19 protein-coding genes and 1 riboswitch are annotated in these 21010 nt (G+C 45.8%); of the genes, 11 read left to right on the top strand and 8 right to left on the bottom strand.

Annotated elements, in window-relative coordinates; genetic code table 11:
* Positions 1-70 precede the first annotated feature (70 nt).
* Complete coding sequence (locus QUA62_RS09415; RefSeq protein WP_190738299.1) at positions 71-355, top strand: DUF427 domain-containing protein; 285 nt, start codon at positions 71-73, stop codon at positions 353-355.
* 69 nt (positions 356-424) lie between these two features.
* On the opposite strand, the gene QUA62_RS09410 is transcribed toward QUA62_RS09415, so the two are convergent.
* Positions 425-1090, bottom strand: coding sequence for an L-threonylcarbamoyladenylate synthase (locus tag QUA62_RS09410; protein ID WP_333403553.1), 666 nt, complete (start codon positions 1088-1090; stop codon positions 425-427).
* 75 nt (positions 1091-1165) lie between these two features.
* Here QUA62_RS09410 and larC point away from each other — a divergent pair, with 75 nt between their 5' ends.
* From larC to QUA62_RS09395, 3 genes are all read left to right on the top strand, one after another.
* Positions 1166-2602, top strand: coding sequence for a nickel pincer cofactor biosynthesis protein LarC (larC, locus tag QUA62_RS09405; protein WP_333403552.1), 1437 nt, complete (start codon positions 1166-1168; stop codon positions 2600-2602).
* A gap of 925 nt (positions 2603-3527) precedes the next feature.
* On the top strand, positions 3528-4943 hold the full coding sequence (locus QUA62_RS09400; RefSeq protein ID WP_333283348.1) for a serine/threonine-protein kinase: 1416 nt from the start codon (positions 3528-3530) through the stop codon (positions 4941-4943).
* A gap of 34 nt (positions 4944-4977) precedes the next feature.
* Positions 4978-6399 (top strand): serine/threonine-protein kinase, encoded by a 1422-nt coding sequence (locus tag QUA62_RS09395; RefSeq protein ID WP_333283346.1) that lies wholly within the window; start codon positions 4978-4980, stop codon positions 6397-6399.
* Positions 6400-6420: 21 nt separating this feature from the next.
* Here the strand turns inward: QUA62_RS09395 and QUA62_RS09390 are convergent, their stop codons facing one another.
* Positions 6421-6567 carry a hypothetical protein gene (locus tag QUA62_RS09390; RefSeq protein ID WP_333403551.1) on the bottom strand — a complete coding sequence of 49 codons (147 nt, stop codon included), beginning with the start codon at positions 6565-6567 and terminating at the stop codon, positions 6421-6423.
* Between the two features lie 13 nt (positions 6568-6580).
* Between QUA62_RS09390 and QUA62_RS09385 the strand changes: the two genes are divergently transcribed.
* Positions 6581-7144, top strand: coding sequence for a Uma2 family endonuclease (locus QUA62_RS09385; protein ID WP_333403550.1), 564 nt, complete (start codon positions 6581-6583; stop codon positions 7142-7144).
* A 336-nt stretch (positions 7145-7480) separates the two neighbouring features.
* Here QUA62_RS09385 and QUA62_RS09380 read toward each other — a convergent pair whose 3' ends face one another.
* Together QUA62_RS09380 and QUA62_RS09375 are read right to left on the bottom strand one after the other, a co-directional pair.
* On the bottom strand, positions 7481-9829 hold the full coding sequence (locus QUA62_RS09380) for a PhoX family phosphatase (RefSeq protein ID WP_333403549.1): 2349 nt from the start codon (positions 9827-9829) through the stop codon (positions 7481-7483).
* Between the two features lie 410 nt (positions 9830-10239).
* Positions 10240-10707: a hypothetical protein gene (locus QUA62_RS09375; protein WP_333403548.1), complete on the bottom strand. Its 468-nt coding sequence runs from the start codon at positions 10705-10707 to the stop codon at positions 10240-10242.
* A gap of 285 nt (positions 10708-10992) precedes the next feature.
* On the opposite strand from QUA62_RS09375, the gene folK reads away from it, so the two are divergent.
* From folK to QUA62_RS09360, 3 genes are all read left to right on the top strand, one after another.
* Entirely contained in the window at positions 10993-11481 is a 489-nt protein-coding gene (folK, locus tag QUA62_RS09370) for a 2-amino-4-hydroxy-6-hydroxymethyldihydropteridine diphosphokinase (protein WP_333403547.1), read from the top strand.
* Positions 11482-11659: 178 nt separating this feature from the next.
* Positions 11660-12208, top strand: coding sequence for an NUDIX hydrolase (locus tag QUA62_RS09365; RefSeq protein ID WP_006635393.1), 549 nt, complete (start codon positions 11660-11662; stop codon positions 12206-12208).
* Between the two features lie 134 nt (positions 12209-12342).
* Complete coding sequence (locus QUA62_RS09360; RefSeq protein WP_333403546.1) at positions 12343-13857, top strand: FAD-binding domain-containing protein; 1515 nt, start codon at positions 12343-12345, stop codon at positions 13855-13857.
* A 404-nt stretch (positions 13858-14261) separates the two neighbouring features.
* On the opposite strand, the gene QUA62_RS09355 is transcribed toward QUA62_RS09360, so the two are convergent.
* Positions 14262-14711, bottom strand: coding sequence for a hypothetical protein (locus QUA62_RS09355; protein ID WP_333037845.1), 450 nt, complete (start codon positions 14709-14711; stop codon positions 14262-14264).
* 97 nt (positions 14712-14808) lie between these two features.
* Between QUA62_RS09355 and QUA62_RS09350 the strand changes: the two genes are divergently transcribed.
* The 3 genes from QUA62_RS09350 to QUA62_RS09340 are packed head-to-tail and all read left to right on the top strand — an operon-like array spanning position 14809 to position 17672.
* Positions 14809-15135: a hypothetical protein gene (locus tag QUA62_RS09350; protein WP_333403545.1), complete on the top strand. Its 327-nt coding sequence runs from the start codon at positions 14809-14811 to the stop codon at positions 15133-15135.
* Positions 15136-15150: 15 nt separating this feature from the next.
* Positions 15151-17283, top strand: coding sequence for a pentapeptide repeat-containing protein (locus QUA62_RS09345; protein WP_333403544.1), 2133 nt, complete (start codon positions 15151-15153; stop codon positions 17281-17283).
* A gap of 56 nt (positions 17284-17339) precedes the next feature.
* The gene (locus QUA62_RS09340; RefSeq protein WP_333403543.1) at positions 17340-17672 is read left to right on the top strand and encodes a DUF2834 domain-containing protein; all 333 of its coding nucleotides are present in this window, start codon (positions 17340-17342) and stop codon (positions 17670-17672) included.
* Between the two features lie 428 nt (positions 17673-18100).
* Here QUA62_RS09340 and QUA62_RS09335 read toward each other — a convergent pair whose 3' ends face one another.
* From QUA62_RS09335 to QUA62_RS09325, 3 genes are read right to left on the bottom strand one after another with little or no spacing between them, the layout of a single operon-like run.
* On the bottom strand, positions 18101-19675 hold the full coding sequence (locus QUA62_RS09335) for an FAD-dependent oxidoreductase (protein ID WP_333403542.1): 1575 nt from the start codon (positions 19673-19675) through the stop codon (positions 18101-18103).
* 42 nt (positions 19676-19717) lie between these two features.
* Positions 19718-19927: a hypothetical protein gene (locus QUA62_RS09330; RefSeq protein WP_333403541.1), complete on the bottom strand. Its 210-nt coding sequence runs from the start codon at positions 19925-19927 to the stop codon at positions 19718-19720.
* Positions 19927-20688: a Uma2 family endonuclease gene (locus tag QUA62_RS09325; protein ID WP_333403540.1), complete on the bottom strand. Its 762-nt coding sequence runs from the start codon at positions 20686-20688 to the stop codon at positions 19927-19929. The genes QUA62_RS09330 and QUA62_RS09325 overlap by 1 nt, the downstream gene beginning before the upstream one ends.
* A 174-nt stretch (positions 20689-20862) precedes the next feature.
* A riboswitch (cobalamin riboswitch) is annotated at positions 20863-21009 on the top strand.
* Position 21010: the final 1 nt, after the last annotated feature.

Here is a 21010-nt window from a genome sequence, read left to right as displayed (position 1 = left end):
ACTATTCTATGCCTTTTGAGCACAAATACAGTTACAATAATTGAGAATCTCAATTTAAGCAGAAAAACTGATGCCGAAAGCAATTTGGAATGGTGCCGTTTTGGCCGAGAGCGACAAGTGCGAAATTGTAGACAACAACTATTATTTCCCCGCCGATGCCATCAACCGCGAGTATTTCAAGGACAGCAGCACTCACACTACTTGCGGTTGGAAAGGTGTTGCTAGTTACTACAGTGTCGAAGTCGGCGGACAAGTTAATAAAGATGCTGCTTGGTACTATCCTACTCCGAAAGATGCTGCTAAAAATATTGCCGGATATATTGCTTTTTGGAAAGGAGTTAAGGTAGAGGCTTAAAGCAGTTTAGAACTAAAAAAATGGGGCGGGTTGTGGGCGAATTAAGCGCTTAACCAGCCCCTTAAAATTTTAATCTTTTTCCCAAACGGCGACAGCTTCCGAACCCAAACCACGGCGAACAACAATCGGTTCGCTTTGTGTCAAATCAAGAATGGTAGAAACTTGATATCCGGGATCGGAGTCGTCATCGACAATGACATCCACTAGCTTTGAAAAACAGTCAAACAGCTCAGCTTTGCCAAAGCTTTCTGCTTTAGATGCAGCGACTGGTGCTGCACCTTCATCATCCGTGGTAATGTGAGCGGATGTTGAAATAATTGGATTTCCCAAAGCTTCCAACAGTGTAAAACAAAGCCGCTGGTCGGGAACGCGAATTCCAGTGGTTTTCCGTTTTGGGTTCATTACCAACCGTGGCACTAACTTGGTAGCTGGCAGCAGAAATGTATAAGGCCCCGGTATTAACCGCTTGATAATTCTGTATGCTTCATCGCTGACTGCCGCATAGTCGGTGATATTTGACAGAGAGGAACACAAGAACGTTAAAGGCTTATCATTGGATAGTTGCTTGATCTGCCTGACTCGTTCTACTGCAGACTTGGAGTTGATATCGCAGCCGATCGCGTAAACTGTATCAGTCGGATAAAGCATCACGGCCCCATCTTTTAGAGCTTTTGTAATCTTCTCGATCCGGTCTCTTTGGGGTGCAACTGGATGCACTTCATAAATAGTTGCCATGTTAAGATATTGCAGGCTAAGTGGGCGATCGAAATATCCAGTGAAACAATCAATGTTGAAAATTAATTGTTAACAATGAATAAAATAGCTTATTTTGACTGTCCAACTGGCATTGCTGGCGATATGTGCATCGGAGCTCTCATCCACGCTGGCGTTCCTTTAGACTACCTAATCGAAAAACTCAATTTGCTCGGCATTTCGACAGAGTACCAGTTGCGGACGGAATTAGTCCACCGGAATACTCAACAAGCAACTAAATTTTATGTAGATTTAGCTGCGGATTTGTCGTTAAAACCCAAAAATTCCGCTACCGAACTCGATCCCTCGGAAACGGAATCTTCGACTTTTGACGCCCGCCACCACCATCATCACGGGGAAGAACATTCTCAGAGTCACGGCGAACCAGATGCCGAAATTAGCCACACTCATCACCGCCACTTGCCACAAATTGAGCAAATCATCGTCTCTGCAAAATTGCCTCCGCGCGTGGAAGCTTGGAGTTTGGCCGTATTTCGCAAATTAGCAGAGGCAGAAGCTGCCGTACACGGTATCCCCCCAAGCGAGGTTCACTTTCACGAGGTGGGGGCGGCGGATGCAATTATTGATATTGTCGGTACTTGTTTGGGTTTGGATTGGTTGGATATTCAGGAGTTTTACTTTTCGGCGATGCCGACTGGTGCAGGTACGGTGAAGGCAGCCCACGGTAAGTTAGCGGTGCCGACGCCGGCGGTGATGCGGTTGTGGGAAACGCACCGAGTGCCGGTTTATAGCAATGGGATCGATCGCGAATTGTGCACTCCTACGGGAACTGCGATCGCCTGTACTCTAGCCTCTGCTTTCGGCCCGCCACCGCCGATGCAAATTCAGGCGATCGGTTTGGGTGCAGGTTCTCGAATGCTGGCAATTCCTAATATTTTGCGCCTCTGGATTGGGGAGAAGTCACAAGCAAGTTCGGCAACGAGCACTGTACAGGATGTAACGGATGTCAGAAAGAGGGAAGAAGGAAGAGGGAAGTTTTTAAACAATTCCCCATTCCCGATGCCCAATGCCCAATTCCCAATGCCCAATTCCATAGAAATTATTACGGTATTGGAAACGCAAATTGATGATTTGAGTCCGCAGGCGATCGGCTATGTTTTTGATGCTTTGTTTGCCGCCGGAGCTCTGGATGTTTTCACTGCCCCAATTGTGATGAAAAAGTCGCGGCTGGGGGTTTTGTTAACTGCGATTTGTTATCCCGAATTTCAGGATGATTGCGAAGCAGTTATCTTTCGCGAAACTACTACTCTGGGAATTAGGCGATCGACTCAACAAAGAACGATTTTACCCCGAGAAATCCAGACAGTTAAAACAGAATACGGCGAAGTCAAGATAAAAGTTGCGAAGTCGGGAGAAACGATTGTTAATGTACAGCCGGAATACGAAGATTGCGCGGAAATTGCCAGAATTAAAAATATTAGCTGGCGGGAAGTTCACCGCTTGGCGCTGCAAAGTTGGTACGATCGCACTTAATCAATTACAGTGACTTACAAGAGGGTATAGAAGCCTGTCAATGCCGCAAAGCATTGATTCAAAGGAATCATATTGCTTGTGCAATTTTAGCGTATAACTTCCTCAAAAAAACAGCGCGAATGGTTGAAAAAACCGTAGACCACTTAAAGCAGGAATTACTGTCAGACTACCTCAAACACGAACTGAAAGACCCAACTATACGTTGCGTACTTGTTTAACAGGAAAGTCGGTGATTCTTTGGGCAGTTCAATTTGAATCTTACGACGATCGCTCACTTTTCTTGAACGGGCGATCGTAACTTGGGTCACGCTATATATAGCGTACCTGCGTAAGTCCTGTGTACGATAATTAACCCCCGCAAGGTTCTAACCAGCAGTAGATTTTTCAGCTAACAAAAAGACCAGCTTGCAGCCAATCTTCCGACGGGGGAATGACCCGAACTTTTGGCTAGGTATCGCCCGCAACTACAAGCTGGCCGTGTCCCCGGCGTATCGAGTACAGCCTGGGTTCAACAAACCTCGATCGAATTTAAATAGTCCTGGACGCAAAAAACCCGGTTCCCCTCAAAATCGTGGATATATCCCTTGAGATATTGGCGCAGAAACCGGGTTGAAAGGCCCCCCGTGCGTCCAGGACTGTTAAAGTTTATTCTTCGACAAGCTATGTCGATCGCATCATAACGATCGAATATCAGCAGCGCGCTTAATTCCGTGCGATCGCCCCTTCCATCTCGATCAGCCTTTTTTTGTAAGACTCTTGGGCCAGCACTTTCTCAACAGCTTGGCTTACTTTAGCAACGCTTGTGCCATTGCTTGAATTCATAATAGTCCTATCATAATAATCATAATTAATGTTTGTAACAAATCCAGCACACCTCCCTAAGGCTGAAGTATAGTAAAAGCTGCCAATAATTATAGTAAACAATATGGTAGAGCGATTGTTAAAAGAACGTTATGCCATTCAGCACTGCCTGGGTAAAAATGCGGGACGACAAACTTTGCTGGCGCGCGACTTACAAACTCAGGAGTTAGTCGTCATCAAAATCCTTACTTTTAGTGCAGATTTCCAATGGGACGATTTAAAACTATTTGAACGAGAAGCCACAACCTTACAGTCACTTTCCCATCCGGCAATTCCTCGTTACTTAGATTATTTTGAATTCCAGACACCAAAGACTAAAGGGCTGGCACTGGTACAAACCTATATTGAAGCGAAATCTTTGGCAGAATGGGTTGAATCGGGACGGAATTTTAACGAAAAAGAAATAAAGCAAATCGCTAATAAGCTGCTGGAGATTTTGATATATTTGCAACACCAAAACCCGCCAGTAATTCATCGAGATATTAAACCGAGTAATATTCTGTTAGCAGATCTATCGCCCCTCAAACAAAAACACTCCGCCCTTAATAAAGGTGGTTGGTTGGGTGAAGTTTACTTAGTAGATTTTGGTTCAGTTCAAACCTTAGCAGCGAGAGAAGGTAGCACGGTTACTGTAGTCGGAACTTACGGATATATGCCGCCCGAACAATTTGGCGGGCGCGCGGTTCCGGCTTCCGATCTTTATGGCTTGGGTGCAACGTTAATTTACTTAGTAACGGGAGTCCATCCAGCCGACTTGCCGCAGAAAGATTTGCGTATTAATTTTGAGCCAAAAATCGCTATTAGTTCGGATTTTGTGGACTGGCTGCAGTGGATGACCGAACCAGATTTAAACAGCCGCTTAACCGCAGCCGATCGGGCATTAAAAGCACTGAAAAAACCAGAAAAAGGGGGGCGTTCGGTCTTGGGAATACCTGCTAAAAGCAGGGTAAAACTGAAGAAAACCCGGAATAGTTTGGAAATTGTGATACCTCCTTCTCAACAATTATTTGTTAGGTGTTTGTTATTTTTTCTTTCATGGGCAGTTTTGTTTCCGCTATGGATATTCTTTACTTTCTTGGGGTGGAATAGCATTTTTCATGGCTCTGTATTCTGGAAAATCGTGGCTATTTTAGGCGTGATTTTTGTTATATTTTTACTTGAATTAACTCTCAAAAACACGGCTAAATTCATCCGGCTGCGGATCGATCACGAACAAATTTCTTTCACTTCCAAGCACTTGGGATTGGTGCGTTACAATCTACTGCCCCCAAGTCCGAGGGAGGCTATCTGTAAATTACAACTTATAGATAGTTTCAATACATACTCGCGCAGACCTCGCGACATTCAGATTTGGGCGGGAACGCAGGAATACAAACTGATTACCAGGCATCTCAGCGATGCCGAGATTGATTGGATAGCAGGAGAACTCAGCGAATGGTTAGATTTGCCTATTAGTCAATCGAATATGGACGTTCGCTAAAATTAACAAGCACTTTTCTCTCTTAGGATTACAAATGGCAAGTAAAATTTTAAAAGAGCGTTATGTCATCCAGAAACAGCTAAGTAAAAATGCGGGAAGGCGCACTTTGCTGGCGCGTGACTTGCAAACCCAAGAGTTAGTAGCGATTAAGTTACTGATTTTTGGGGAAGATGTTTGCTGGGATGACTTGAAACTATTTGAAAGAGAAGCGCAAACTTTACAACTGCTTTCTCATCCGGCAATTCCCCGCTATTTGGATTACTTTGATGTGGATGTGCCAACGGGTAAAGGATTTGCCTTGGTACAAAACTATATCCCAGCCAAATCGTTAGAGGAATGGTTAAAAAGCGGGCGAACTTTTAGCGAAGCAGAAATCAAGCAACTGGCTAAAGCATTACTGAAAATTTTGCGTTACCTCCACGGGCAACAGCCGCCAGTCATTCACCGAGATATCAAGCCGAGTAATATTTTACTGGCAAACAGATCTGGCAATAGTGTCGGTGATGTTTATTTAGTTGATTTTGGTTCCGTACAGACACTAGCAGCTAGAAAAGGCGGTACGATTACTGTTGTCGGCACTTACGGATATATGCCGCCCGAACAATTTGGAGGGCGAAATGTTCCCGCTTCCGATATTTACAGTTTGGGTGCGACGTTAATTTATTTAGTAACGGGCAGGCATCCAGCCGAGTTATCCCAAGGTAATTTGCAAATTCAATTTGAGTCAACAGTCAATCTCAATCCAGATTTAGTTGCTTGGCTGAAGTGGATGACACAACCGAGTTTGAACCGCCGCCTCGCATCTGCAAAAGAGGCACTGGAAGCTTTGGCAAATCCCCGCCAGCCAACTGATATCTCGATGGTTAGACAAAAACCTTTTGGGAGTAGGATTGAACTGAAAAAAAATGGGGAGAATCTAGAGGTTGTAATTCCGCCCAAAAAGTTGACTTTTTGGAACTTATACTGGATATTAATAGGAACGTTGTTTGTCTTGGGGGTTTTTTTATATCCTTTTACCTTGCTAACAGCCGTTAGTCATGATGCTTTTTTATTCATTTTTGTATTTCTGCTGTGTTTACCAACTTCTTGGATTATTGGCTTAATCATTGGTTGGTTTTTATTTTGGGAAGGTTTCGCAACTTTTTGCAGAGGGACTAGAATCAAGATCGATGGCCGACAGATTTCTGTAACTCACCTGTTGCCTTGGTATCACTATCAGGTTGCTCCTACCCAGAAAAAATCTATGATGGAAGGGAGTATGTATATTCGGGATTCAAGGTTAACTTACGTGTATAATGAAAAATATTATGAGATTATGAGTATTTCTCACGCAACCCCTCCAGAAATAGAATGGTTGACCCATGAAATAAGTGCTATATCTAACGGGAAATTTACTTTTGCCTGCAAAAAAGTGGCGAATAGGTCGGTAAACAGCAAAATTACTCAACCAAAATAGGTCGCTCGCCCTGCATTTTTGCTAATCGCATACTGCGATCTGCTTGCCATTTTCTGTAATTGCGATCGACAAACCATCAGCTTGTTTTAGATAATTACTCAAAAGTACATTTACTGTTTGTTGTTGTTTAAACGAGTAGATTCGAGCTATTCTAGAAACATACTTCATTCTCGATCGCATTATGGTTGCCTTACCCGATCGCCTATCGATGAGTGCAGAAGAATACCTGGCTTGGGAACCCACCCAAGAAGAACGCTACGAGTATTGGGATGGCGAAGTCGTCGCCATGAGTGGCAGCACCCGCAATCACAATCGAATTTCAGGAAATTTCTTCAGAATCCTAGATGATGCCCTTGTAGATCGCCCTTGCGAGGTGTACATCGCGGATGTAAAAGTCCAAGTGGAACCAGGACAAAAGTATTTTTATCCTGATGTTGTAGTAACTTGTGATGAGCATGATAACGATCCGCAATTAGTGCAATTTCCTTCCTTAATTATCGAAGTTTTATCGCCTTCCACAGAAGCAGCAGATCGCGGCATTAAATTTGCTAAATACCGCCAATTTTCAACACTGCAAGAGTATGTCTTGGTGCAAGTTGAACAGCCAGGAGTAGAGATATTTAGGCGCAATCAACAGGGGCAATGGGTTCTCTCCGAGTATGGTTTGGGCGATTCCTTGCAACTTGAATCGGTGAATCTAGAAATTGCGATCGCCGATTTGTATCGCCAAGTACAATTTTCTTAAAAATTCCGCTATTAAGGGATTTGATATTAATTATCTTAGGGATTTTTTTAATTATTTGAACGAACCGCGAAGGCGCTAGAGCGCGAATAAAGAACAGTATCTTCTTCTTTCTCTTTCTTCGCGTCCTTAGCGCCTTCGCGGTTCATTTAATCTTACTCCAGATTCGTAAAAAACCCAGTTTCTGGGCCCCGATGGGTCAGTCAAATTTAAACTTAGATGTTGCACTATTCTCAATAAGCTTTTTAAGAACAGGCAAGATGCCTGTTCCACAAGAAAATTCACTCTTTGTGGAACAGGCATCTTGCCTGTTCTTGAGAATGGTGCAAAATGTAAAATTTAAACAAACTGACCCGTTGGAGTCGATCGCACGCGGCGAATCCCAACCACCGACGGCATCGGCGATCGGCGCGAATCATTCGAGATATTACTCGGCCACAAACTGCCGCGAGAAACACTACGAGTCTGATTAAAAACAGCACCGTTCAAATCCAACATTTCAATTGGCCGACTGAGTACAGTACCGTCATCGATGGGGCAATCTTCCCCCGGATGCTGCACCGAAAGCAACAGCGTATCTCCCAAAAAAGTCGGCCCTGTCAATTCGCATCGGTTCGGGCCGTAAGCAAACGGAATTACTGTTCCTGCATTCGGGCCGGAAGTCGGAATGTAAAACAGAAAATTGTTGCCGAAAACACCAGTAATATCTGACACATTTCCAGTCTTTTTATGGTCGATCGTCGTTGGCTCTCCACTCGCACCGACATCAAAACCGTTGTGCGTACTCGTAGACATATCAGTCACGCCCCAAACATTGCCTTGAGGGTCAAAAGCCAAATTGTCTACATTAGCAAATCCCGCCCCATCTGCCGCACCGGCTTCTCCACCTTGAGCCAAACGCTGCCAGCGGAACGTCAAACCCGCACCATCAGGACTGTCTTCAATTATTTTGTAAATTGCTCCCGACTGCTGATTGCTGTTGACTGCGCTACCGTATTTAGCAACATTAAAAATGCGAGAATCTGGATAGCCGTCGCTTCCCGGTGCGCCGTCAGTATAGGCAATAAAAACTTCCTTAGTAGTAGGATTAACTTCCAAATCTTCCGGCCGCGCCGTCGGAGTGCCACCAATCAAATTAGCAGCTAAAAAAGCATCAACTAAAACCGCGCCTTGGCTGCTGTAGAAATTAGCCAGAGTTTTATTTTGGTAGCCCGGAAGTGCTGTTGCTTCATTGGTTGTATCTACTACAAAAGAACCGCCGTCTTCGGTTTGACCAGCAATTCCTGCGCGTTTGGGGAAGCGAGTAGCGGCATCTCTTTGAGCTTTGCCAAAACTTGCTAATTCCGCCTCGCCAACTTGAGAAGGACGCACTGGATTTGTCTGGCTATTTATAGTTAGTGGCAGCCATCTTCCAGTACCGTTGCGGTTGTATTGGGCGACGTACAAAATGCCGTCTTCAAACAAGCGGCTGTTGGTTTTATCTGCGGGATTTGTGACACTACCGTTGCTGACAAATTTCCAGGTGTGTCCGCCGCGCCGATCGTCCCCCATGTACACTACTAATCTGCGACCGGCTTCGGCACGAATCGCGACGTTTTCGTGGCGGAAGCGGCCCAACCAAGTGTGTTTGCGCGGGCGGAAACTCGGATCTAGGGGATCGACTTCTACCATCCAGCCGTATTTTTCGCCGACTAAGCCGAATTCCTCGCCGATAGTACCCTTGGGGTAGCTGGTTTGGCCGCCGTTGGGTTTGATGTTTTCCTGAACTCCCACAAAAAAATCTTCGCTACCTTGGAAATTTTCTTCGGCTGAGAGGATTGTGCCCCAAGGGCTTGTGCCACCGGAACAGTTGTAGGCTGTACCGATTATCCGGTTGCCGAGTCCGTCGGTGTTGACTTGCGCGAAGACTTGGGTAGCTGCAGGACCCGTGCCGATGAGGTAGTTGTCGTCGCCTTGTCTGCTTCCCCAGGAGGTGACATCTTTGTATGTGTCGGAACGCTGGCTGTTGATTCCGAGGCCGGACAGTCCGTGGATACGGCGGTTGAGGGAGTCGCCGGCGATCGCCCCAAATCTGCCGTTGGCTTGTTTGGTGATGCGGACGATGGAACCACCCATATTGTACAAAAATTCGCCGAGGGTCGCGCGATTTTTTACAGATAAGTCTAGACCGAGGACGGCGCGATCCGTTGCTGGGAATGATGCCAAATCTGACGGGGTATCGGGTGCCTGTTTCGACATCGGGAAGGATACGTACTCGTGGTTAACCCAGAGATAACCGTCGTCATTGCTGCCACGAAGGGCTACAAAGCCTGTGTAGTCGTTGTTGTAGCCGAAATAGTCGGCAGGATTCGGGAAAACTCGATCGCCCCAGCGGAGAATCACGTAACGTTCGTATTCCGGCGGCACAACCACATCGTCAACAACGCTGTAACTCGTTAATCTAGTATCCTGCGAGGCAGCCATAACCGTTCCCTGTCCCCCCGGCGCCATCGCCATGAAGCTGGGCAGTTCTCGATAAATCGGCAGCGGGTGGGGAAGTCTTACAGGAGTGAAAGATGTCGGAACTACAGCTTCAGCAGCGCTGGAATTGCTGCGGAACAGTGTTTGAGTTAATTGAGGCGCAAGCACAGTGGTAGCTGCACTGCTACCGAAGAAAATTAGCAGTTGTCGGCGAGTTATTTTAGACATAAATTCCTTTTCAAACCAACATCCCTAATCTGATGATTCCGTATGAAAGTTTATCACTTTTAAATTAAGGAAAGTTAACCTGAAGGTTAATTAAAATTGCCAGATATTTAGGTTAACAAAAAGTTAAAACTTGCTAATTATAGTAATCCTAAATCCTTTGTGAATTTCTTACTCCCTCCCCTTGATAAGGGGAGGGTTGGGGTGGGGTAAAAAATTTACGAGTCCTACAAGGATTGCTATAGTATGAGAGAGATATTTAGGAAAAAATAGCCATCCGTGTATCCGTGATTTCCGTGTCGTGCGGTTGGTTATTGGTTGTTTGTTACTAATTCCCAATGCCAAATGCTTTGGCTACTTCGGCTTTGCGAGCGTACAAGTAGGCTCAGCACAAGTTCCCCATTACCAATATTTTAATCATCTCGAAAACCCGGATCATTTTCTCGGGATGTCGATCGACTGGGCGCAGGTACATTAATCACTTGCGAGAACCCAGAATTTGCGGGCGAGATATTGCCATCTCTGAATCCCAAGAGCAATTTAGCATCCGCAAAATATCTAGTCCACTGTTGGATTCTCGCATCTTTCTGCCAGTCGCGGCGCGATACTCTCGATCGCAAAACTGGAACCCTTTGTCGGCTGCGATCGGCTGTAATGATGATTGTAACTTCTGTTAATGCCGGATTTTCTTGAAACTCGCGGGCGATCGACTCTTTCGCTAAATCTTCCGCCTGCTGCACTAAATTCGCAAAAGATTGACTGCCGTCCGAATCTAAGGTAAGGTAGCGCTCTTTGGTTTCAGCCAAAGCTATCGATATACTTGCTGTTAAACTGATAATTGCTAGAATGACGGCCGACAATAAGCGTAGGTACAAATTCATTAGGTTTGAAACTCAATACTAACACTTGTCAATAATAATTAATAAAAATTAACAGAACATTAAGCTTAAATTAAAATAATATTTTGTGTTATTAGAATGCGCCAAAAATGCAGGCTTTAGGGGGGAATTTTTGCAAAAATACAACTTGTATGGGCGGGCTTAACCCGAAATCTTTTTAGCTATCCAAGGATATCGATAAACGCGCCCCGCCTTAGTCTTCCCTTTTGCCTCTTCCCTCTTCCTTCTTCCCTCTTCCCTCTTCCTTCTTCCTTCTTCTTCTTCTTTATGAAATTAACAAAATGCGCGGTCGCCCTCGGTAGCAACTTAGGCGACTCCCTCGCCACACTCTCTAGCGCGATCGCAACCCTCAACAACACCCCAGGAATAGCCGTAAAATCTCATTCAAGCTGGTATCAAACCGCCCCCGTAGGGCCGCCGCAACCCGATTACATCAACGCCTGCGCCATCCTAGAAGTTGCACTACAACCAGAACAATTGCTAGCAAAATTATTAGAAATCGAGATTAAATTTAATCGAATTCGCCGAGAAAAATGGGGGCCAAGAACCCTCGACCTAGATTTGCTGCTGTATGACGATTTAATCTTAGAAACTCCGACACTGACTCTACCTCATCCCCGGATGACCGAAAGAGCTTTTGTATTAGTACCTTTAGCAGAAATTGCCCCGGATTGGGTGCATCCGGTGACGAAAAGTGCGATCGTCCAACTCCTGCAAACCGCAGAATGTTCCGGAGTGCAAAAATTGCCCTTGTAAAAATGGAGCAAAATTCACGCATCGTACCAGTAAAAAAAAATGCAACCGTAGGTAAGCCCAAACTGTGATAGTTATCAGTCATTCCCAACCTAAAATCTCAAATCTAAAATCTAAAATCGTATGAGATCGCCTATGATGTCTTAAATCGGTGCACTCAAACATTATTCGCTTCTCCCTTATGTCGATCGGTCAAGAACTACCCCAACTCCTCAAACAACGCCTATTTTACCAAGGGCGCAAATTTAACTTTGACGTAGCCACCCTCCGTCTTCCCAACGGTTCCGAAGGCGAGTGGGAATGTATTCGCCACCCGGGCGGAGCACTTGCAGTTCCCGTCACACCCGAAGGTAAACTCGTCTTGGTACGCCAATACCGCTTTGCCACAAAAGGGCGAATTTTAGAATTTCCCGCAGGTACAGTCGAAATCAATGAAAGCCCCGCCGAAACTATCAAACGCGAAATTGAAGAAGAAACCGGATATCGGGCCGGAAAATGGCAGAAATTAGGGCAATTTTTTCTCGCCCCCGGTTATTCCGACGAAATCATTTATGCTTTTTTAGCCCAAGATTTGGAAAAACTGGAAAAGCCGCCCGCACAAGACGATGATGAAGACCTTGAAACAGTTTTATTCACCCCTGAAGAATTAGAAAAGGCTATTTTAGCTGGGGAACCAATTGACGCGAAATCAATTTCTAGCTTTTTCTTGGCACGTCCATTTTTGACTTAAATAGGACTGACGAAAAAAACCCGGTTTCTTATAAAAATCGTGCATCAAAGCGATAAATCTTAACTTAGAAACCGGGTTTTTGACCCCGCGTGTGTCCAGGACTGGAAAATCTAAAATCTAAAATCTAAAATCGAATGTCCGATCTAATTTTATTTTGGCACCGCCGCGACTTGCGTATTTCTGACAATATCGGACTGGCAGCAGCGCGCCAGCAAAGCCCGAAAGTAGTCGGGATTTTTTGTCTCGATCGCAATATCCTAAATCGGGATGACGTAGCCCCAGCAAGAGTCACATACATGATCGGCTGCTTGCAAAAACTCTCCTCGCGTTACAGGGAACTAGGCAGCCAATTGCTGATAATTCAAGATGACCCGAGTCTAGGAATACCGAAACTAGCAATAGCGATAAATGCCAAAGCAGTATTTTGGAACTGGGATGTAGAACCCTACGCGAAACAGCGCGATCGGTCTGTATCAAACGCCCTCCAACAAGCAGGAATTAAAGTTCAAAATTTCTGGGATCAAGTCCTGCACGCCCCAGATGAAATTCGCAGCGGTACAAAGACTCCCTACACAATTTATACACCATTTTGGAAAAAATGGAACAGTAAACCCAAAGCCCAACCAGTAGAGACACTGCCGATAACTTATCTGGAATTAATGACCGGATTAACCGCAGAAGAACAAGAGCTCGCAAACGAAGCAGGTGCAATGGAAACAGTGCCAACTGCCTCTAGTTTGGGATTTATTTGGGAAAATCCATTAGTAATAGAACCCGGAGAAGATGCAGCGCAACAAAAATTAGAAGAATTTTGCGATCGGGCAATTTACCAATATCAAGGACAGCGCAATTCCCCCGCAATTAACGGTACATCCCAACTCAGCGCAGCCCTCAAATTTGGTGCAATTGGCATCCGCACGGTTTGGCAAGCTACCCAGATAGTAATGGACGCTTGCCACAGCGAAGAAGCGTACACAAGCATCCGGACTTGGCAACAGGAAATAGCGTGGCGGGAATTTTACCAACACGCCATGTATAACTTCCCAGAATTAGCAGACGGCCCTTACCGTCCAGCCTTCAAAGACTTTCCTTGGGACAACGATGAAAAGCTTTTTCAAGCTTGGTGTCGAGGCAAAACTGGCTATCCGATTATAGATGCGGCAATGCGGCAGTTAAATCAGACAGGTTGGATGCACAATCGCTGCCGCATGATAGTCGCCAGCTTCCTCACCAAAGATTTAATTATTAACTGGCAGTGGGGTGAAAAATACTTCATGCAAAAATTGATAGACGGCGATCTTTGTGCTAATAACGGCGGCTGGCAGTGGAGCGCATCGAGCGGTATGGACCCGAAACCTTTGCGAATATTCAATCCGGCGACTCAAGCTCAAAAATTCGACCCGGAAGGGGAATATATTCGGCACTGGGTTCCAGAATTGCGCCGCGTTGATACTAAAGTTTTGCTAACAGGAAATCTTTCGTCTTTAGAACGCCGACTTCTTCATTATCCCTCTCCGATCGTAGATCACAACGAGCAGCAGCGCAAGTTTAGGGAACTTTACACGCAGCAAAAAATTAAAACATCAGACTCAGAACCCCCCCTTGTTCAAGAACTCGGGGTTATAGCTGACATTATTACACCTACCTAATTAATATGTGATATCATGTTCTGTTAATTCCTATTAAAAACTTTGTTTGTAGTAATAAATTGAGTTTTTATTGACTCTATTCGAGGACTAAAGTCTTCGCTCCGAACAATTGAGGGTTATATGAATGGAGAATTTTTCAAGAGTCAAACCCTAGTCAAATAGATAACATTTGAAGAGTTTGTAGAAGGGTATCCAGGAGATGAAAAAAGACCTTCCGAGCTACGCAATGGAGTAATAGTTGAGAGGAACCCAAATGGCGCTTATGAGGAAGTTACGGTTTTTATTCTCCGCAAAATTAACGTAGAAATAGACCGCTTCCCCGCACTTGCTGTCAGAACTCCGGCTTATTTACGATCGCCAAAAAGCCCTTTTCTCACAGCAAGCGTCCTAATCCCGTTGTATTGTTAATTTCGCTTTTGGGAAATAGAGAGAGAGTAAGGGTGTTGACCTTGAGATCGATCGCCCACAAAAATAACATAAGTCCCCTTGTCCCCATAACCGGAAAATTCTACATTCCCCGCAGCAGCATTCGCCGGCAGCACGCAGAAACGCCCCCTCGGCCCCTGAATCATCAAACTTGGAGCTCCAGCGGTTTGTACTGCAATCCGCCAGTAAGGCAAATCCTGCGTTACTTCGATGACGTGGTTCGGTCCTTGGGAGACAAAACCGCAGTCGCCGCTATTGTTCGGGCCGCCGGAAACTCCAGAAACTCCCAGCGGTTCGGGAAATCCCGGAGCAATTTGTAGCGGTTGGCTCCGAAGGGCACCGGCATCCGCTAAAATCATTGCCAAGGCTACGGTCACGATCGGGCTAAACCACAGTTTGCCGCGATCGCCCGGATAATGGATCTTCATGTTTCCTCACACAATGACATTTGGTTCTAGTTCTTTGACGGTAGGGGATAATGGCGGTTCCAAACACATTAATCTAAAATAACTTCCGAATTTTTTTATGAATCCTCAAAATAATTTCAATTGGCAGCAAGCGTTCGGAGAACTAAAAGCTAAAGTAGAACGATCGCCGCTCATCACACAAAATTCAGACAGCTATCAAGCCCTCGGAACCTTCTACAATCAATTATTGGACAAGTTTCAAAGACTCCCCAAACCCGGGCAGGTGGCAGCCTTTGCCGTCGGAGCGATAATTGTCCTGACAGTCTTCAATAGCGTCGTACAGCTAATTTCATCGCTGATGACTCTTGCCGTTCTGGGAGTGCTAATCTACATAGCGTATAAATTGGCAATTTCCCCCGAGTCCTCAAATACTAACGACAAATAATAGGAATTTCTAAATATGGCTAACCCCACCGCGCCCACCGGCATCAATCAACCCGATCCGTCTTGGCAAACACAATCCAAGCAAATGCCACTGCTGGTTCGCAGGTGCGGCGCTTGGGCAGTGGAAATTTCGTTAATTGCGGCCAGCGCCCTCGTTCCCTTCAGTATCGGGGCATTGGTCAACAAGGAATCTCAAACCGTGCCGCTCAATTCCTCCATAGCAGCAGCATCCGAAACCGTCGCCCGTACTTTGGGCATACCCGTGCGCGATCGCAGCCCCAGAGTCGCACCCCTAACTAATCTATTCTGGTCAGGGGCGCTGCTGGCACCTGCAGTTTTAGCGGGGTGGCAACTGTTTTTGCTCGCCAGAACCGGTCAAACTATCCCCAAACGCTGGTTCGGAGTCAAAGTTGTCACAGCGTCGGGTACTCCTCCGGGTTTTGGGCCAGTGCTAATTCGCGAAAGTTTGGGGCGCTGGGGAGTGCCTCTGGGCGTCGCTTACGGCATTTGGCGCTTGAGCGGTGCGTTTCCAGATTTGCTGATTTTAGGGGGGCTCAGCGGCTTGGCAGTGCTGGCAGACGGGGCTTTTGCATGGCGTTACAAACGGCAAGCGGGACACGATCGCCTCGCGAATACTTTGGTGGTCAATGCTCGATCGAATCAAGTGTCTGCCGATCCTGTCAAGACTCAAGATTGGACTGAGGAAGACGCGCAGATTGCGGCTTTGGTTGTGACTCCACAAAGCGGCCTGAAAGCAAATGCCAGTTTGTGGAATTGGATGCGCCAACACCCAGGCACAACTTTAGTGATAGTTACCGTCGGCAGCGCGGGATTGATTTTAACTTTGTTTGTCGGCACTCTCATCTACACTCAAAGTCAAGCAAATATGCGGGATTCCCGGCAGCGGAACGACGAATTATTTGTAGCTTTAGTTAGCAAATTGTCTCCCACATCGGCTAGCGGGGCATCGGGCAGGCGATCGGCTATTTTGGCTTTGGGGGCGGTGGAAGACTCCCGCGCCGTACCCCTGCTAGCGGATTTGCTAGCTCAAGAAGACAACCGCGCCATGTTGGACGCGATCCAGCAAGCTTTAGTCAGTAGCGGGCCGAAAGCTTTGCCTGAGTTGCAGCGGTTGAATCAAGCCCTCAGCAACGACCTCGATTCCCTGCGCTTTGGCGGCAAGGCCCCGGAACGCGAGTTAGCGGCCGCCCGCCAGCGAACAGTACAAAGGGCGATCGGCAAAATTCTCACAGTGTATAGCAGCCAACTCAACGGCGCGGATCTGAGCCGCACGGATTTAGCTCAAAGTCCTGCCGGCCCATCTCAGTTTACTTTAGTTTTAAACAAAGTTGACTTGTCGGGAATTAAGTTGAGAAATGCCAATTTAACCAATGCCAGCTTGCAGGGAGCTCGCTTTTACGGCACCGGCGAAGACAGGCGTCCGGGTACATTTGACGATTGGATTTCTGACTTGAGCGGCGCTAATTTGGAAGGAGTAAATTTGACCGGGGCGTCTTTGAACAGTGCTGTAATGAACCGCACTACTTTTGTGCGCGCTGTCATGAACAAAGCTAATTTGGCAAACGGCAATTTGAACTCAGCTAATTTCAGCAGTGCTATTTTAATTGGAGCAAATTTACAGGAAGCGCAGTTAAAAAATGCCAGTTTTACCGGGGCAGATATAGGAAGCGCGAATTTGTCGGGAGCAGATTTGTCTGGTTCGCGTTTGGCCAAAGTGAAGGCTCAAGGCGCTCAGTTGTCCTTGACAAATTTGTCTAAATCGGAATGGCAAGGTGCTGATTTGTCCGGTGCTGATTTGGGCGGCGCAAACTTACAAAATGCCGATTTGACTTCGACTAAACTCGCCAACGTGAATTTAAAAGATGCTCGGTTGCAAGATGCGAATTTCCGGAATGCGGAGGTGAGTTCGGTTGATTTTAGGGGCGCGAATTTAGCTGGAGCGAATTTTAAAGGCGCTGTGTTTCTGGGGAAAACAGCGTCGGATCAATTTATTCAAAATCCGACTGGTAGTAAATCCGGTCGATTCCTAGGAGTTGATTTTGCGGAGGCTAAGAATTTAGATAAAAGTCAAATTGCTTACATTTGTTTGCAGGGGGGCATTCATCCGAACTGCCCCAAGAAGAAGTAAGGATTGGTTGTTAACGAGTAGGCTAATACAGTTGATGACGAACAGGTAGGGTAATTATGAGCGTTAAACGAATCATTTATCTCATCCTAGCCATTCTGGGGCTTGTGCTGCCTTGGTACTATAACTTGCAGTTTTTTAGCAATGCTGGCTTGCTCGACTTTGTAAACGAGAGTTCGGCTAATCTTGCTGCGAAATCGGTAAGTTTAGATTTGTTTATCGCAACTGTAGCAGGAAGCACTTGGATGTACGCTGAGTCGAAACGATTGGATATAAGTTTTGTAGGGCTGTACATAATTCTGGGTGTGCTTGTTTCGTTTTCATGTGCTTTCCCGCTTTTCTTGTTTGTGCGGGAAACCAACCTGGAAAAATCAAGCGAAGTCTCAAGTTGAAAAATTGTTTCCCCGGTTAGTGCCACGCAGCACAATAATTCGGTGCAGGCGATCGAGGTATTATATAATTTCCGGTAAAATCACCGTTATAGGTTTGTAGTGACGACGGAAGTGCTCAGAATTATATGAGGATTAAATTCCTCACTACAAACCAACGTGGTTGTTGCCGTTCGAGGGGACATAATGTTATATCGTTTCCGGTTGCAGGAGCGAGATAATATAGAGGACACGGCGCCGTGCCGTTTCCCTACCCGGATTAATTGTAGGGAAACGGCACGGCGCCGTCTCGAAAGCTGTGGGTAATATTAATTCCGATGCTACCGGATTTGATACTAATACCAATTCCATTCATTTCTGGCTAAAAACTTTTGTGTAGGGTTTCGTTCCACTGGCCAAACCTACTATTGCATTGTTTATTGAAATGGATATTACGCAATAGCATCCGAACTGGCAAGAGTCTCGAATTGCGCCAATAGCATTGCCTCACCATTATTTGGAGTTCCAAAAATTTTAGGTAACTGACCTGTTTGGGCGAGAACTTGTCTCACTTCTCGGTTAGATACATCGGCTAGATTTTTGTTATTTAGAATGGCATTAACCGCAGCGATACCCACACCTTGACCAACTGCAGCGTTGAATTCCACAATTCTGCCGACAGAACAAGCAAACCCTTCAAATCCAGAACAGGGACTGACCACTGCCAGGTTAGGAACGTTTTTAATCAATGCGTGGCGGATGCCAACATTAAAGATAGGGTGTTTAAAACTCAGACTTTTAAACCATCCTAGACTGTTTGCTTTCTCGCCAATACCCGGGATGCCTCCACGTACATCAAAATGATAGCTAAATGTTGCCAGGGCTTCATTAGCAGGTACGCCACCTAACAGCATTTGTGCGCCAGTTAAAGGTTCTACAACTCCCGTCACATTGCCGGCGTGTCTGATATAAAGTTCTGAGGCATAAGTAACAGAAGTAGCGCCCAAACTCCTCAGCCAAGTTGTAACAAATAACATCTCTCTTTGCATATTAGCCGTGGGTTTGCTCCCGCTTCTAGCTAAGGCTTCCGCTTCGCTGGCGGTGACGGCAAATAAAAGTGCATTCCACGAAAGTCTATCATTTGGAAGTATGGCTATATTTCCCTCATCTAAAATTGTGCCACTTTCAGAAAAAGATAGTTTTATTCCTCTAAAGGAGTGGTAAGCTACAGACAGAGCCGGCGAGCGTACATCGATGTAATCGTTACCCGCCCACAGAGTTTTGAGATTGCCTTGAGTGTCTTTCATTTCCCGCCGGAGTTCTTCTGCTAGTTTGGCATCCTTGTCGGCAGCGTACAGCAAAAATTTTTGACTCTCTGAATCGGCCAGGTTGGTGAAGCGTTTTAGATAAATATAATCGAATTCTTTCAGGGCTCTTGCACTGAGTCCTTGGGTTTCAAAAACGAGGGTGACTGGAAGTTCTGAATTAGGCAGACCAAATGTTTCAAATCCCTTCAGCTTTCTCACACCGGCAGCTTGAGCTAATTCGGCATTGACAGTGGCATCAATAAATTGCTTGCCGGCATAAACTACGCCTTGAGAGGTGGTTATACTGGCAATTTTTTGACCTACTTTACTGACTGATTTAATTTCTACTTTGCTGAGGAGATCTGCCCCAGCTTGTACCAGCATTTCTTTAAGCGCTGCACTGGCTTTGCGGGGGTCAAGTGCAATTGCCTTAACACCGGATTTTTGCAGGAACTCTTTATAGATTGTCGTCGGTGAACCAAAGGTATCTAACTTTAAAGATTGTTGAAGTTGTTCACTAATCTGACTTCTATCTAAATAAGCAAGGCCACCTCTTACCAAATGCCCGCCAATTCCTTCTTGCAAGCTTCCTTTAGACATCAGCAGAATTCGCGGATAACGCTTTGTGCGGCGAAGATATTCTCTGGAGGCAGAGACAACAGCTAGAACTCCTGGAACTTCATCACCAAAACAGATGACATCGTAAGAACGCAGATCCATGACCATTATTTAATAACCTCTCCTGATTTTCATGTTTTCGACCTAAATCTCAATGTTTGCCGTCAAACTCTCTGTTTTTCCCAAATCTAACCCCATTTTTCCTGATTTTTGGGATAAATAATATTCACACATTCCTGGATGCAGAAACCGGGTTTTTTCCTGAAAATCTTTCGTTGAGGACGATCGATCTCGGTAGAAAAACCCGGTTCCTGAGCCTCCAGAGTCCGTCAGTCTGGTACTCTTGATTGTCATCAGCTCAAATTATCAGGATCTATCCCCAACTCCCGCAATCGCTGAGCTAGTCGATCGGAACGTTCAGCCAGTCGATCGGCGCGCTGGCCTTCTTGTTGGGCGCGCTGCGATTCCTGTTGGGCGCGCTGGGCTTCTTGTTGGGCGCGCTGCGTGGATTCTTTCACCTGTTCTTCAGGAGTCAGATAACGTTTTCCATCGGCATCATACCAATACAACCACTCCCTGGTCACCCCAGAATAACTTCCCCTTTCACAACCAATCCCCAAACTAATCTCTGGCATCCAAACTGGATTTCCTGACTGTAACTCGTACTTCCCATTGACTAACTTGTGTACTTCCAAATGAGGTTTACGACGGCGGCGGGAAGAATAAATGACGTAATAAAGTACGCCTAAAGCTTGATAAGTCTCCAATTTTGTGCTGTATTCCTTGCGATAAGTTGGGGAAACAACTTCTAGCACGAAAAGTGGCATGACATTTTCATCCCACAGCACGTAACTGGGGCGCAATTCTTCGTCGTAAAATCGTTCTACTCCTAAACTTAAGAAAGCATCGGGGACAATGGGTGGTTCGTCAGGGTGATGATAAATACCCATATCTATGCCAAAAAACCAGTCCATGCGTTCTGACCAAAGTAGGAGCAATATTGCTTTTAACAACCCTGGTATTAGCTCTTGCAGTTCGTTATCCACAGGCGTTTCATCCGAGTCGGGTAGTTCATCGGCGGAGGGCAAGTTCCTCGGCAAGTTGTACTGTAACATTGCGGCTTTCCTCAAAACTCACTAATATTATACCGTTGATTTGTTGAGCGATAGTATTTATTGAACGAACCGCGAAGAAGCGAAGGAAGAGAAGAGAAGATGATAGGTAACTTTGACTTAGTTAATCTGAAGTAATTTTTGTAAAAGATTTGCTGAGACTTACACGATCGACTAAACTATGTCTAACGAGTCGGTTCTAATGGGGAGCAGCCGTTAGAGGAAACGGGGAAAGTTCGGTGCAAGTCCGGCGCTGTCCCGCAACTGTAATGAAGGTCATGTCGCTTTCTGAGTCAGGATGCCCGCCGATGTGTTAGTTTACATA

The organism is Microcoleus sp. MON1_C1 (assembly GCF_036701945.1).
Classification (GTDB): Bacteria; Cyanobacteriota; Cyanobacteriia; order Cyanobacteriales; family Microcoleaceae; genus Microcoleus.
This window is presented reverse-complemented; position numbering and strand designations above follow the sequence as displayed.

Coding starts and splice junctions, on each gene's coding strand:
- QUA62_RS09415 (WP_190738299.1), top strand. CDS start 71: ATGCCGAAAGCAATTTGGAATGGTGCCGTTTTGGCCGAGAGCGACAAG.
- QUA62_RS09410 (WP_333403553.1), bottom strand. CDS start 1,090: ATGGCAACTATTTATGAAGTGCATCCAGTTGCACCCCAAAGAGACCGG.
- larC (WP_333403552.1), top strand. CDS start 1,166: ATGAATAAAATAGCTTATTTTGACTGTCCAACTGGCATTGCTGGCGAT.
- QUA62_RS09400 (WP_333283348.1), top strand. CDS start 3,528: ATGGTAGAGCGATTGTTAAAAGAACGTTATGCCATTCAGCACTGCCTG.
- QUA62_RS09395 (WP_333283346.1), top strand. CDS start 4,978: ATGGCAAGTAAAATTTTAAAAGAGCGTTATGTCATCCAGAAACAGCTA.
- QUA62_RS09390 (WP_333403551.1), bottom strand. CDS start 6,567: ATGAAGTATGTTTCTAGAATAGCTCGAATCTACTCGTTTAAACAACAA.
- QUA62_RS09385 (WP_333403550.1), top strand. CDS start 6,581: ATGGTTGCCTTACCCGATCGCCTATCGATGAGTGCAGAAGAATACCTG.
- QUA62_RS09380 (WP_333403549.1), bottom strand. CDS start 9,829: ATGTCTAAAATAACTCGCCGACAACTGCTAATTTTCTTCGGTAGCAGT.
- QUA62_RS09375 (WP_333403548.1), bottom strand. CDS start 10,707: ATGAATTTGTACCTACGCTTATTGTCGGCCGTCATTCTAGCAATTATC.
- folK (WP_333403547.1), top strand. CDS start 10,993: ATGAAATTAACAAAATGCGCGGTCGCCCTCGGTAGCAACTTAGGCGAC.
- QUA62_RS09365 (WP_006635393.1), top strand. CDS start 11,660: ATGTCGATCGGTCAAGAACTACCCCAACTCCTCAAACAACGCCTATTT.
- QUA62_RS09360 (WP_333403546.1), top strand. CDS start 12,343: ATGTCCGATCTAATTTTATTTTGGCACCGCCGCGACTTGCGTATTTCT.
- QUA62_RS09355 (WP_333037845.1), bottom strand. CDS start 14,711: ATGAAGATCCATTATCCGGGCGATCGCGGCAAACTGTGGTTTAGCCCG.
- QUA62_RS09350 (WP_333403545.1), top strand. CDS start 14,809: ATGAATCCTCAAAATAATTTCAATTGGCAGCAAGCGTTCGGAGAACTA.
- QUA62_RS09345 (WP_333403544.1), top strand. CDS start 15,151: ATGGCTAACCCCACCGCGCCCACCGGCATCAATCAACCCGATCCGTCT.
- QUA62_RS09340 (WP_333403543.1), top strand. CDS start 17,340: ATGAGCGTTAAACGAATCATTTATCTCATCCTAGCCATTCTGGGGCTT.
- QUA62_RS09335 (WP_333403542.1), bottom strand. CDS start 19,675: ATGGATCTGCGTTCTTACGATGTCATCTGTTTTGGTGATGAAGTTCCA.
- QUA62_RS09330 (WP_333403541.1), bottom strand. CDS start 19,927: ATGACAATCAAGAGTACCAGACTGACGGACTCTGGAGGCTCAGGAACC.
- QUA62_RS09325 (WP_333403540.1), bottom strand. CDS start 20,688: ATGTTACAGTACAACTTGCCGAGGAACTTGCCCTCCGCCGATGAACTA.